Annotated in this window: 11 protein-coding genes; 7 read left to right on the top strand and 4 right to left on the bottom strand. The window is 51.9% G+C overall.

The features are described from left to right. Positions 1 to 142: 142 nt before the first annotated feature. From H2508_RS05115 to H2508_RS05135, 5 genes are all read left to right on the top strand, one after another. The gene (locus H2508_RS05115) at positions 143 to 1,081 is read left to right on the top strand and encodes a multicopper oxidase domain-containing protein (RefSeq protein ID WP_182169564.1); all 939 of its coding nucleotides are present in this window, start codon (positions 143 to 145) and stop codon (positions 1,079 to 1,081) included. A gap of 28 nt (positions 1,082 to 1,109) precedes the next feature. Further along, positions 1,110 to 1,802: a cytochrome C gene (locus H2508_RS05120; RefSeq protein WP_182169567.1), complete on the top strand. Its 693-nt coding sequence runs from the start codon at positions 1,110 to 1,112 to the stop codon at positions 1,800 to 1,802. After that, entirely contained in the window at positions 1,802 to 2,158 is a 357-nt protein-coding gene (locus H2508_RS05125; protein WP_182169570.1) for a c-type cytochrome, read from the top strand. The genes H2508_RS05120 and H2508_RS05125 overlap by 1 nt, the downstream gene beginning before the upstream one ends. A gap of 12 nt (positions 2,159 to 2,170) precedes the next feature. Next, complete coding sequence (locus H2508_RS05130; RefSeq protein WP_182169589.1) at positions 2,171 to 3,205, top strand: multicopper oxidase domain-containing protein; 1,035 nt, start codon at positions 2,171 to 2,173, stop codon at positions 3,203 to 3,205. 94 nt (positions 3,206 to 3,299) lie between these two features. Further along, complete coding sequence (locus tag H2508_RS05135) at positions 3,300 to 4,403, top strand: transporter family protein (RefSeq protein WP_182169593.1); 1,104 nt, start codon at positions 3,300 to 3,302, stop codon at positions 4,401 to 4,403. A 74-nt stretch (positions 4,404 to 4,477) separates the two neighbouring features. On the opposite strand, the gene H2508_RS05140 is transcribed toward H2508_RS05135, so the two are convergent. The 4 genes from H2508_RS05140 to H2508_RS05155 all read right to left on the bottom strand — a co-directional run bounded on the left by H2508_RS05140 (position 4,478) and on the right by H2508_RS05155 (position 10,193). Further along, a complete protein-coding gene (locus H2508_RS05140) occupies positions 4,478 to 6,754 on the bottom strand; it encodes a nitric-oxide reductase large subunit (protein ID WP_182169596.1) in 2,277 nt (758 codons plus the stop codon). A gap of 376 nt (positions 6,755 to 7,130) precedes the next feature. Continuing rightward, entirely contained in the window at positions 7,131 to 8,000 is an 870-nt protein-coding gene (locus tag H2508_RS05145; protein ID WP_182169599.1) for a universal stress protein, read from the bottom strand. 142 nt (positions 8,001 to 8,142) lie between these two features. Continuing rightward, complete coding sequence (locus H2508_RS05150; RefSeq protein ID WP_182169602.1) at positions 8,143 to 9,372, bottom strand: nucleoside recognition domain-containing protein; 1,230 nt, start codon at positions 9,370 to 9,372, stop codon at positions 8,143 to 8,145. Next, positions 9,372 to 10,193: an alpha/beta fold hydrolase gene (locus tag H2508_RS05155; protein ID WP_182169605.1), complete on the bottom strand. Its 822-nt coding sequence runs from the start codon at positions 10,191 to 10,193 to the stop codon at positions 9,372 to 9,374. Before H2508_RS05155 ends, H2508_RS05150 begins: the two co-directional genes overlap by 1 nt. A gap of 378 nt (positions 10,194 to 10,571) precedes the next feature. Here H2508_RS05155 and H2508_RS05160 point away from each other — a divergent pair, with 378 nt between their 5' ends. Then, positions 10,572 to 11,804 (top strand): MFS transporter, encoded by a 1,233-nt coding sequence (locus H2508_RS05160; RefSeq protein WP_220463585.1) that lies wholly within the window; start codon positions 10,572 to 10,574, stop codon positions 11,802 to 11,804. Positions 11,805 to 11,880: 76 nt separating this feature from the next. Next, positions 11,881 to 12,378, top strand: coding sequence for a nuclear transport factor 2 family protein (locus tag H2508_RS05165; protein WP_182169608.1), 498 nt, complete (start codon positions 11,881 to 11,883; stop codon positions 12,376 to 12,378). Positions 12,379 to 12,405 lie beyond the last annotated feature (27 nt).

Genomic DNA, 12,405 nt, shown 5'->3' on the forward strand with positions numbered 1-12,405 from the left:
TTTTGTCACTGCGCAGCAGCGTGTTAAAAAAACATCTTATCTTATTTATTTCAATCTTATCAATGATTTACGAATCTGGCATGAATCTTGATTGCTAATTGTTGGATACACCCCAAGTATGCTTATTGATAAGGAACAAGCAATGAAAAAAATGATCGCAGCCTCCCTACTGACCAGCGCGGCGCTAATCGCAAGCCCCAGCTTCGCAGAAACTGTCGAAGTAAAGCTCAATGTGGTGGAAAAAGACCTAGTGATCGACAACGCCGGCACCAAGCATCCAATGTGGACTTATAACGGCCAGGTACCCGGCCCCCTGTTACGCGTCAAGCAAGGGGACGTGATTGAATTCAGTATCACTAACGACGCCACCAATAAAAACAGTCACTCAATCGATTTCCATGCCAGTCGCTTTGATGTGCTGGACGAGTTTGAGTCGATCAAGCCAGGTCACAGCAAGGACTTCACCTTTAGCGCGGATTACCCCGGAGTATTTATCTACCACTGCGGCTCTGACTCTATGGCCGAACATATTTCTCGCGGGATGTACGGTGTGATTATTGTCGACCCCAAGGAAGGCTACAGTGAAGACTACCCCAAACCTGACCGTGAATACGTATTGGTACAGGGTGACGTTTTTGAGCCCGGCTCCTCCGCCGACCAGCGTAAAAATGGCGAAGGTTGGGTTGGCGCCATGATCAATGGCAAACAATTCCACTACGACCCCGTACACGATTCCAATGCGACTCAAACACTTGAATCAGAGCCAGGTGAGCGAGTGCGCTTCTTTTTCGTTAACGCCATGATCAATGACGCAGTGGCTTTCCACCCCATTGCTGGAATCTGGGAACAGGTTTGGGATAACGGCAACCCGAAAAACGTTTCATGGGGTCTACAAACAGTAGAAATTGCTCCGGCCCACGGCATGGTTTTGGACTTAATTAGCCCCAAAGACCGCGACACCAATAATGCCCTGGTCGACCACCGCATGAAGCACGCCCTCAATGGCGCTATCTCAGTATTGATGAATTACAAAGGCGCCAGCAAAGAAAAGGGCCACGGTGATCAAATACTACTGCGCTGAGATTCACGCCAACAGAGGAAATATGATGATGAAACAGTCAAATCTACTGGCGATAGTCACCTGCGCACTTGGGCTAGCTGCACTCAGCCCAAGTGCGATGGCTGAGCAATTACTGGAGCAACAATGTGCCTCTTGCCATGCTTTACAGGCGGAGGACTACGCATCTAGCACTGTTCAAGAGCGCGCCGAGCGCAAGGCGCCGCCACTTTACTATGCCGGTAATAAGTTCCGCCCTGAGTGGTTAGTGCAATGGCTCCAAAAGCCCGAGCGCATTCGCCCCGCTGGCTATTTTCCTGCTGCACATACTGTGCCGGGGCCCGATGGGGATGTTGTTGACAGCGATAGCCTGCCCGAGCATATAAGTCTCTCTGCAGCGGATGCAGAACTTGCCAGCGCAGCACTAATGAAACTCACGCCCTATACCGACAAGCTCGATGCCGTTGACTACGAAGTGGGCAACATCAGCTGGCGTATGGGTAATCTTAACTTCGGTAAGTTCAACGGTTGCGATGCCTGTCACCGCGATGCACCGGACTACGGCGGCCTATCAGGCCCTGAACTCTACAGCGCCTGGGATCGCCTGCAGCCGAAGTTCATCGCGTCATTTATCACTGACCCGGTGGCTTGGGATCCACACACTCTAATGCCCGCTAATGATTTAAACCAAGCAGCGGTGCAAAAGCTCAGCGACTACCTGAAAGTAAATGGGGAGGACGAATAATGCGCTATGCACTTGTTACGCTAGCTGTTAGCGCTTTGACGGCAGTCTCTGCTCACAGTTGGGCTGCTGATGCAGAAGCTGGCAAGCAGCTCTACCAAATCTACTGCACTCAATGTCACGGCATCAACGGCGATGGTAAGGGAATTAATATTCCCGATATGTCGGTCTTGCCACGGGATCATACCGATACTAGCGAAATGTCTGCCCGCAGTGATGAGGAGCTGATTAAAGCCATCAAGCACGGCGGCAAAGCAGTCAATAAATCCGTTCTAATGCCCGCTTGGGATAAGAACCTCAGCGATGAACAAGTAGACGATCTAGTGGCCTACCTGCGCCATATCTGCTGCGATAAATAGGAGTAAAAGATTATGTTGATTAAAGCCTGGCTAGCCGGGATTTTTCTGGGACTGCTCAGCCTCGGCGCCAATGCCGAACTGCGACAGTTCGAAATGACTATTGAAGAAGTCGAAGTGGAAGTAGCGCCTGGATTTAAAGCCAAGGTTTGGGGCTTCAACGGTCAAGTGCCTGGGCCCCTGCTTCACGTTAAGGAAGGGGATGATGTCGAGGTGGTCGTGCACAATAACACCACGCTCAACCACACCGTGCACTGGCACGGTGTTTATCAGACCAACTCTTGGCGCATGGACGGTGTGCCCGATGTGACCCAACTGGGAATCGAGCCAGGCGAGAGCTTCACCTACCGCTTTGTGGCCGATAAAGCCGGCAGTTTGTTCTACCACTGTCACGTCAACACCGCTGAGCATATCGACTTGCGCGGTATGTGGGGGCCGCTGATTGTCGAGCCAAAAGAGCCGATTGAGCTGGAAAAAGAAGTCACTAAAGATGCGATTATCTTTGTCTCCACATGGGCATCTGCCGTCGCTCAGGACTACGGTGAAAATGGTTTGCCCCATCGCATACTGGACTACTCTTCTGTCAATGGTAAGTCACACCCAGGTAACCAGCCTCTGCGGGTGAAAGAGGGTGATGTTCTGCGCTTGCGCTTGTTTGCACCCACGTCACCTATGTCCTTTCACCTCCATGGCCACGATGTTCTGGTTACGCATAAGGATGGTTCGCCACTGGCAAGTCCTTACTATGCTGACGTAGTTCCGGTTCAACCTGGTGAGCGTTATGACGCGATCGTCAAAATGAATAACCCTGGAATCTGGATGGTGCATGACCATATCGAAGCAAATACCACTGCGGCGGGCAAGGAGGGTGCCGGCTCGATGTTAGTGGTTGAGTACGAAGGTATCGAGAAGCCGGACTTCTATATGTGGAAAGATATTAATTATGAACCTGATTTCTACATGAGTGAGTCGCTTAAAAAGCCCTTTGGCCTGCACAATATTGAAGCTTTTAAGGGCAAAGCCGAAGAGAGTCGACGCCGGCGACGCTAAGCTCACTAAGTAAAACCCACACCAACTAGCTCAGGGGCAGTCACAAAAGTATTGTGCACTGCCCCGCTTTCTATTACATACCGGAAACAAGCAGATGAAACATCTATTCACAGCAGCTACTAGCGCTGGGCTTGCCATCGCAACTATTAGCGCTTTCACAAGTGCTAGCGCCAAGGCCCACAACAGCGACTTCACAGCATCAGCACCGCAAGCCATCCTCGCCGACACGCATGCACCGATTGGCGTGATGGGTGATCACCGTCACAAACAAGGCGAGTGGATGATGTCCTACCGTTTCATGCGTATGAGCATGAAAGGCAATTTGCGAGGCAGCAGCGATATCTCCGCTAAAGAAATTATTAACTCTCTGAACAACCCATTTCCCGGGCCTGAGAAAGTGCGCGTGGTGCCGACACGGATGACTAGCGATATGCATATGCTGGGACTGATGTACGCCCCCAGTGACCAACTTACGCTGATGGCGATGTTTAATTACTTAGACAAAGACATGCAACACAGCACTTATGCCGGCATGTCAGGCAGCGACAAGCTCGGCAAATTTAGCACCCGTAGCTCAGGCATAGGTGACACTAAAGTATCGGCACTTTGGGGGCTACTGGACCAGCCGCATGCAAAGCTACATCTCAACTTAGGGCTTAGCCTGCCCACCGGCAGTATCGATGAAACTGCCACCGCACTCGCGCCCACGGGTATGCGCATGAAAATGCGTATGCCCTATGCCATGCAATTGGGCTCAGGCACCTACGATCTGCAACCGGGGATCACCTATAATGGCTACCAGGGCCAGTGGGCTTGGGGCAGCCAGTATCTAGCAAGCCTGCGCCTGGGTGAGAACGATGAAGACTACAGCTTAGGTGACAAGCACGAGCTCAACGCCTGGGGAAGTTATCGCTATCGCGACGGCATCAGCGCTTCGCTGCGCCTCAATTATCAGTACCAAGATGAGATTGACGGTGCCGACCCCAAAATACATGCGCCAGTACAGGGCGCCAACCCCGACAACTATGGCGCTGAAACTCTCAACTTAGCACTGGGTGTCAATCTGGTAGGGCAAAGTGGCCTGATCCGTGGCCACCGATTAGCGATCGAGTATCAAGCGCCCATCTACCAGGATGTCAACGGCGTTCAGATGGACATGCAATCAATGCTCACGCTAGGCTATCAATACGCATTTTGACTCTCAGTTGTGGAGCCGCCGCATTGAAGTAAGGCGGCTCCAAACTAGCTGCTATTGCCAATCTTTTAAACTGCTTAGCCTAGAGCCTTATTTTTGGGTACAAAAGCCCGAAACACAAACCAGGCAAAGGCAAATACGCCGACCCCAAACACCACATCCCCAGGCACCCTAGCCCAAACCAGCGCATGCATAATATCGCTTTGTATCACTTCAGCAGAGCGTGCCACGCTATAACCATCGTTAATACTGATATAGGCCTGCCAGGCCCCTTGTGGCAATAGCGACAGGAAGGTCATCATGGCTAAGCCAATATTCAAGCACCAGAAGGCCGTTTTAATCAGCTTCTGATTCCACTGACTCACATCAGTCAAGCCGCGCATGCAGTAGAGCATCAGCCCCAGACCCAGCATGCCATAAACACCAAATAGCGCACCGTGAGAGTGGTTAGCTGTGGTATTAAAGCCCTGAATATAATAGAGAGCTATGGGAGTGTTGATCAAAAAGCCGAACAAACCTGCCCCTATTAAATTCCAAAACAGCACCGCGGCAAAAAACATAAAGGGCCAGTGATAAGCCTGCTGCCAATCTTCTACGCGCTCCGTCTTACCCCGGTGATAAGCCTCAAAACCGACCAGCAGCAGTGGCACTACTTCCAGTGCGGAAAGCATCGCACCCACGGCGATAACCGAAACCGGTGTGCCGCTAAAGTACAAGTGATGGAAGGTTCCTAAGACCCCACCGAATAAGAAGATAATGGTCGCCAGCAGCACCATGAAGGTCGCGGTCATCTTGCGTAGCAAGCCCATATGTACGAAAAGCAAGGAGATCAAGGCCACGGTAAAGACCTCGAAAATACCTTCAAGCCACATGTGGGCAACCCACCAGCGCCAGTACTCCATGACCGAAAGGTTGGGGTTTTGTCCCCAAAATAGACTGGGCACATAAAACAAGGCAATCGCTGCGACGGCCACCAACACGAGGTAGGTCAGTGACATCTCAATTTTATCTTTTAAGTAGGGAAGAATAGCCCGTATCACCAATACAGCCCAAATCGCCAGACCGATCGTCAGGTAGATTTGCCAAAAGCGTCCGAGATCGATGTATTCATAGCCTTGATGTCCAAACCAGAAGTTTGTTGTTAAGTTCTCCACGAAGCGATGAATAGCCGCCCACTGCCCCGCAAAAGAGCCCACAACGATTAGGACTAAACTGAAAAACAGAATGTTCACCCCTAAACGCTGAAACTTGGGGTCGCGACCAGACAGTAAAGGCCCAATATAAAGCCCCCCCGCTAGGAAGGCAGTGACTATCCAAAGCACCGCTAGCTGGGTATGCCAAGTGCGAGTAACAGCATAGGGAAAGTATTCAGCAAAAGGCAGGCCATAAAGCCCCTGCCCCTCCACCGCATAGTGTGCAGTGACGATGCCAAATAAAACCTGGGCCAGAAACATGGCGGAAATTAGCCAGAAATATTTGGCCGTAGCCCGCATCGATGGGGTAATAGTGGCAGCGCCGACAATATCTGTTCTCGCCAAGCCCTCTTCGGGGAGCATGTCATCGCGCCAAACATCATACTGGTACACGTAGAAGGCAATCAGTGCACCGGCTGCAGCCAACAACAAGATGACCGAGGCGATACTCCACATCAACATACCCGCAGTCGGGTAGTTAGCCACTAAAGGCTCATGGGGCCAGTTGCTTGTATAGGTAATATCTTTGCCGGGGCGCTCTGTACTAGCGCCCCAAGCAGTCCAAAAGTAGAAGGCCGACAGTTGGCGCGCTTCCTGCTCAGTGATCGCCCCATTGAGTGCAAATGCATAATCACGACGCAGATCCAAAGCCTCTGGCGTGCTACCCTGATACAAATCTAGATAATGCGCTTCGACCTGACGAATGGCCTGTAAACGCTCATCACTAATGGTGATGATGCCGGTGTCAGGGTCATAGGTATTGCTGCGCATTTCCTTGATCAGTGAGGCTTTGACCAGAGCGTCCAACTCAGCCTCAGTCAAACCCGCTATCTGGCGCTGCGATTTTTTAATCGCCAGCAGGGCCTTGGCCTCACGATTGAGCCAATCAGCACTCCAGTCTGGAGCCAAATAAGCACCATGGCCCCAGATTGAGCCCTGCTCCATACCGCCAATCGACTGCCAAACATTTTGCCCAGTTTCTATGTCACTCTTGCTGTAGAGCACTTCACCGGAGCTTGTTTGGATGGACTCGGGGATCGGCGGTGCCTGCTGATAAACTTCCGAACCCAGGAACAGCAAAATACCGAACATAACAACCATGCCTGAGATCAGGATGGTCCATAGCCGTTTAATACTGAAGATACTTTTGTAAGTTTCCATCCTATCTCCTAAACCAGAGCTTTTATTATGGACTGCAAAGCTAAACCTGAGCGAAGTGTCAAACTTGCAGCTATTAGCCTGCCCCAGTGGTAGCTGTTTAGCAATAGGCTGAGCGCCTCAGCTAGGCCTTTTTAGGGGCTAAAATGCAACTCGGATAAAAAGCGGACAGAGAGAAAAAAATACAAAAAGGGCCCGCTTATCAGGGAGATATAGCGGGCTAAAAATGCCGCCTGTTTCGGGGCAGAAACAGCGGCAAGGGGGCTGTATCGCAATAAAACATCGCAGCTACTTATGAAAGTAGACCGCTTTGGAGAAATAACAAGTTTTGGGGTGGAATTTTTCTCACCCCAAGTGGCTTGGCCTTAATAAAATCAGCTCAGGGCTTAATAGCCAAGACGTCGGTATGCAGCAATTGCAGGACAGACTCAGCGGTATTGCCCAGCAGCCGAGCTTTAACCCCTTTGCGACCCACAGTGCCCATCACGACAAGTTGGGCACGCACTTTAGCCGCCTCACTGGTAATCACTTTATCGACTGGGCCCCGCTTTAAGCAGAAGCTGCTCGCTGGTATTTCATGGCGCTCAGCCAACTTCTTAACTAATGGTTCGGCAGCAGCCTTTTGGTTTTTAAAGTAGGTTCCCGGATCAATCATATCCAGATCGGCCAATAAAGTAGGCACCTCAATCGCAGCAATAACGTGCAACTTGGCCTCTAAGGCATCAGCGACCTGCTTAGCTTGAGTCAATATTTTGTCGTTGAGCTTGAGCTTGTCTCTGTTACGGGTGGTCAAATCCACCGCAGCTAGGACAGGTTTAGTGCGCTGCCACTTCTCTTCGGCCACAATCAATACTGGCACCTTACTTTCGCGCAGCAACTGCCAGTCACTTGGGGTGTGGATAAGGGACTCAGTACGACGCCCCGTTTTCACCACGGCTTCGTAGCTACCGCTGTCTATGCGTTTCAGCACCCACTCGACAAGATCTTTATGCCAAACCACTTTAAGGCGGACTTTTTGACCTTTGTGCTGGAACTTTTCGATGCGCTTCTCAAGTTCACTCTCACGCTCATTCAACAGCCGCTGCTTGAATTCCGCCTGCTCTTGCGGACTCAGGTCCAAGGCTTTGAGGGAAACCCAGGAAAAAGCCACCACCTCAGCGGAGTAACCCAAGCGATGTGCTAGCTCTAAGCCTCTCGGCGTGGCAGAACAACGCTTGTCGGCGTCGGCGATAATCAGCAATTTACCCATAACTTGCCCTCGTTGTTGTGTCAAAAACAGTAATTATAGTGTTACACGCAGCTGATAACAGCCCGCTGGCATAATATCTCGAGTAACTCTGTTCTAGATAGAGCCCTATAGTGCCACAGAGCTAGCCTTAGCAAAGCCACACTTATGTATAAAACCAATAAGCCACCGCTATTGCCGCTAGGATACCAGCGGCGTCAGCAGCAAGGCCGCAAGCTAGGGCATGGCGAGCATGGCGAATACCCACCGCGCCAAAATACACGGCCAGCACATAGAAGGTGGTTTCCGTTGAGCCTTGCAGAGTGGCCGCTAGGCGACCTTGGAAAGAGTCAACGCCATAAGTGTTCATGCTATCGATCATCATGGCCCGGGCACCGGAGCCGGATAGAGGCTTCATCAAGGCAGTGGGCATCGTATCAACCCAGCGCGTGTCCCAACCAAAGGCTGCTACGCTCTGGCGCAGTGCATCCATCAATAAGTCTAAGGCACCACTGGCCCGAAAGATGCCGATTGCGACCAACATGGCGAGCAAATAGGGAATGATAGCTATCGCGGTTTCAAAACCCTGCTTGGCCCCTTCGATAAAGGTCTCATAGACATTTACTGCACGGCGCTGGGCGGCCAGCAAAAACACTATAATCAAGCTGACAATTAATAAATTACTGAGCAAGCTTGACTGACTCTGCAACTGCTCGGCACTGAGTGTGCCAAGCCAAGCGATCAATGACAAAAGGGCCGCAAAGACCAGCGCCAAGCTACCCAGCACTATGCTGTCGCTAAGGCGGATTTTTTGCACCCAAGCCGTGACCAGCAAGCCGGTCAAAGTAGAACAGGAAGTGGCAATCAAAATCGGTAAAAAAACTGCCGCGGGGTCAGGCGCACCTAGCTGCGCTCGGTACAGTAGTACCGTGACCGGAAACAAGGTGACCGATGAAGTGTTCAAAACTAAAAATAAAATCTGCGCGTTGCTAGCTGTGTTTGGGGAGGGGTTGAGCAGCTGCAGATCTTTCATCGCTTTAATGCCCAGAGGAGTGGCGGCGTTGTCGAGCCCCAGCACATTAGCGGCGAGATTTAGGGTCATTGAAGACACCGCTGGGTGACCCGCCGGCACTTCGGGCATCAAGCGCGTAAACAAAGGCGACAAAAGCCGGGCCAGTTTGTCAATTAAGCCACTGGCCTCCCCCACCGCAACAATGCCCAGCCATAGCGCCATTAAACCGATTAAACCAATCGCCAGCTCCACCGACAGGCCAGCCATTTCAAAAAGGCTCGCGACCATGCGCTGAAATACTTCAGCATCACCTCCGACCAGCCATTGATATAAGCCACTGACAAAAGCCAGAACAAAAAAGCCCAGCCAGATGCGATGTAACATTAGCGCGACTGCTCGGCAATAAACTGCTTCACCCTTGCGGCCGTAGCCTCGGGCTGCTCCAGCGGAAAAAGGTGGCCACCGGGTAGGCTGTCTAATTCGGCAGTCGGCTGCAAACGAGCCCAGCGGCGCAGGGCAGCAGCGGTCAAAATATCAGAAGTCTCGCCACGTAAACCCAGTGTGGGCAGCTTTAAACGCATTAAGCGCGGCCAGACCCAAGGTACGACGGAATAGACCGATGCCTCCCAAGCCGGCGACCAAGCTAACTCAAAGCCCTGCTCATTCGCTTTGGTGCCAGCGCGAATATAATCCCATAGCACCGCATCGCTCATCCCGGCAAAGGCTCTTTTACCGCGGTGAAAATCAAATGCTGCGGCCTGATCAGGAAACTGAGCTGGGCGCTGTAGCGTTTTGCGCACCATCGGCATATTGCGCAAGACATGTGCCGGAGAGAGTCGTAACAATAGCGCTTGCCGCGTGCTCAGAAAGACCGGGTCAAGCAAAATGAGGCCTCGGAATAACTCCGGTCTGCGCAGTGCAGCTAACATCGACACCACCGCCCCCAAAGAATGCCCCATCATCCATACCGGCCCCATGTTTTGCTGCTCCAGGGTCTCCACCAGATCTTTGGCAAACAAATGCCAATCAGCTCGCAGCGGTGCCTTATCAGCACTCCATAGTGGACGATGACGATAGCCAAGCACTTGCGAAGAAGAGCTCAGAGCCCCAAGTAATTGCCGATAACTACCGGGCGGATAACCATTGGCATGAGCAAAGACAAGAGTTTCTCCGCTGCCACCGAAGGCTTCCAAACGGTCTTTCATGATAGTTTGTCACTCCCTTTAGACCAGAAATAAGCCATCTAGCCAGTAAATACGACTGCTAATGGCAAGGCAGCCTAATAGAAAGCTAAGCAATGCAAAAGCCTTTCACCGCAGCACAGGCTGAATAGTTCTGTAACTAAGCTCAGTTTAACTGTCAACGCAGCCCTATCGCGAGTGCTATGCTTGTTATGCTCATAACAGAGCCTTACCATGTGCCCGTTTTTCCCACGATGCACACTGCTTATGTGTGTTCAATCAATGCTGCTCTGCTAGCAGCTAAAAGGGAGCTCTATTTCGTTGAGATCGATGAGCATATTGCCTTTCACGCCCGCGTACTAAAATAGTCCGCCACAACCAATTAAAGGACCCATTGCCACAGTGAGAACACTTTCCGGCTTGCGGATCGCCACGTTTTTACTACTGATGTTTTTAGTAGCCATAAACTTACGCCCCGCTCTATCGTCACTAGCTCCCGTATTAACACGTGTCCAAGACAGCCTCGGTTTATCCGCAGCCGCCATTGGCGCCTTAACCACCCTGCCCGTTTTGTGCCTGGGTCTGTTTGCGCCGCTGGCGCCACGGCTGTCGCGTTACTTAGGCATGGAGCGCACCCTCTCACTAGCGCTGCTGCTACTGGCCGTAGCGCTATTAGCCCGGGGCTACCCCCACAGTACGGCACTCTACCTCGGCACCCTGCTGTCGGGGGCCGCAATCGGTATTGGCGGAACTTTACTGCCAGCATTGGTAAAGCGAGAAGTACCCGGTAATGCCGATCTTTTGACCGGTGTTTACACTATGGCCCTGTGTTTCGGGGGCGCCTTAGGTGCAGGCTTAAGTGTGCCCCTAGCCAATGCTTTGGGCAGTTGGTATCTCGGCATTGCCAGCTGGGCCTTATTAGCAGCAGTGGCACTCCTAGCCTGGCGTATGCTTATGCCCCACCCTTGGCCAACATCAGTCAAGGTCGACAACCAGGAAAAACCACCCGGCTTATTGCGCAATGCTTTGGCTTGGCAGATCACCATTCTCATGGGAGCTCAGTCCTCCCTAGCCTATATTGTGTTTGGCTGGCTGCCCACCTTGTTGCAGCTACGCGGTATCTCCGAAGCCCAAGCCGGCCTAATGCTAGGCGTCTCAGTGCTCACCCAAATCATCTCGGCACTAGCTGCCCCCTGGATAGCTCGACTAGGCCGCGATCAACGACCCGCTTTGATCGTGCTTTTAAGCCTGACTGGCAGTGGCATGGTCCTCGCTTTAGTCGGACCACTCGAAGCACGTTGGCCAGCCATGATACTGCTAGGCCTTGGTCAAGGTGGCAGCTTCAGCTTGGCGCTCACCTTGCTGGTATTGCGCAGCGCCACACCCAATATCGCCGGGCAGCTATCAGGCATGGCGCAGGGCTTTGGCTATACCTTGGCCGCACTGGGGCCCTTTAGCGTCGGTTTGCTCTTGGACTGGGAAGTTAGCCTCAGCGGGATTAGCGTTTTGTTAGTGGCTATTCTGCTGTGCTGTATCAGCGCTGGCATTCTCGCGGGCCGGCAATTAGTGCTAGACCTCGATGAAACACAGCGCAACATCATTACACGGACGCCCAAAAGCTCAGCAGCGCAGTGAGTTAAACTGCGAAACTTAACAAGTGCATTGAAAATGCCCTACAGTAAGCTGCTTTATCACTGACCGGTATCCCGACATGAAAGAAATTGAAAGTCTCCAGCAACAACTCACTGAAATACAAGATAAAGCTGCTATTACGCAGCTGAAATACCGCTACTTTAATGCCTGCGATGCCAAGCAGCCGGAGGAGGTTTTAAGCTGTTTTGCAGCGGGAGAGGTAGATATCAACTTTGGCCATATTGGGCAGTTCAGTAGCGCAGAGGACTTTGTCGCGATCTTTGTTGAGCTCGGCTGCCATGAGCATATTGTGGATATTCACCACGCCCAGAACCCGATCATTGAACTACAGGGGCCCGACCGCGCCACCGGCTACATTGGCCTACACTTCCACAGTTTAAACACTCAAAATAAAAGCAGTACACAGCTAGCTGGGCATTACAGTGATGAGTACCGCAAAATTGATGGCCAGTGGCGCATCACTCGCAGCCACTTCAATGTGAGCTGGGTCGAGCTGCGAGACTTCTCTGGCGATGTTGACGTGGTGACCTACGCCGGCAATAAAATGCCTGGCTAGGCAGTCCATGAGCGGCAATGCCAAAGG

Source organism: Sediminihaliea albiluteola (assembly GCF_014077625.1).
Lineage (GTDB): Bacteria > Pseudomonadota > Gammaproteobacteria > Pseudomonadales > Halieaceae > Sediminihaliea > Sediminihaliea albiluteola.

What these genes read in the sequence shown, in the direction of transcription:
- H2508_RS05115 (WP_182169564.1), top strand. Translation starts at nt 143, where the DNA reads ATGAAAAAAATGATCGCAGCCTCCCTACTGACCAGCGCGGCGCTAATC.
- H2508_RS05120 (WP_182169567.1), top strand. Translation starts at nt 1,110, where the DNA reads ATGAAACAGTCAAATCTACTGGCGATAGTCACCTGCGCACTTGGGCTA.
- H2508_RS05125 (WP_182169570.1), top strand. Translation starts at nt 1,802, where the DNA reads ATGCGCTATGCACTTGTTACGCTAGCTGTTAGCGCTTTGACGGCAGTC.
- H2508_RS05130 (WP_182169589.1), top strand. Translation starts at nt 2,171, where the DNA reads ATGTTGATTAAAGCCTGGCTAGCCGGGATTTTTCTGGGACTGCTCAGC.
- H2508_RS05135 (WP_182169593.1), top strand. Translation starts at nt 3,300, where the DNA reads ATGAAACATCTATTCACAGCAGCTACTAGCGCTGGGCTTGCCATCGCA.
- H2508_RS05140 (WP_182169596.1), bottom strand. Translation starts at nt 6,754, where the DNA reads ATGGAAACTTACAAAAGTATCTTCAGTATTAAACGGCTATGGACCATC.
- H2508_RS05145 (WP_182169599.1), bottom strand. Translation starts at nt 8,000, where the DNA reads ATGGGTAAATTGCTGATTATCGCCGACGCCGACAAGCGTTGTTCTGCC.
- H2508_RS05150 (WP_182169602.1), bottom strand. Translation starts at nt 9,372, where the DNA reads ATGTTACATCGCATCTGGCTGGGCTTTTTTGTTCTGGCTTTTGTCAGT.
- H2508_RS05155 (WP_182169605.1), bottom strand. Translation starts at nt 10,193, where the DNA reads ATGAAAGACCGTTTGGAAGCCTTCGGTGGCAGCGGAGAAACTCTTGTC.
- H2508_RS05165 (WP_182169608.1), top strand. Translation starts at nt 11,881, where the DNA reads ATGAAAGAAATTGAAAGTCTCCAGCAACAACTCACTGAAATACAAGAT.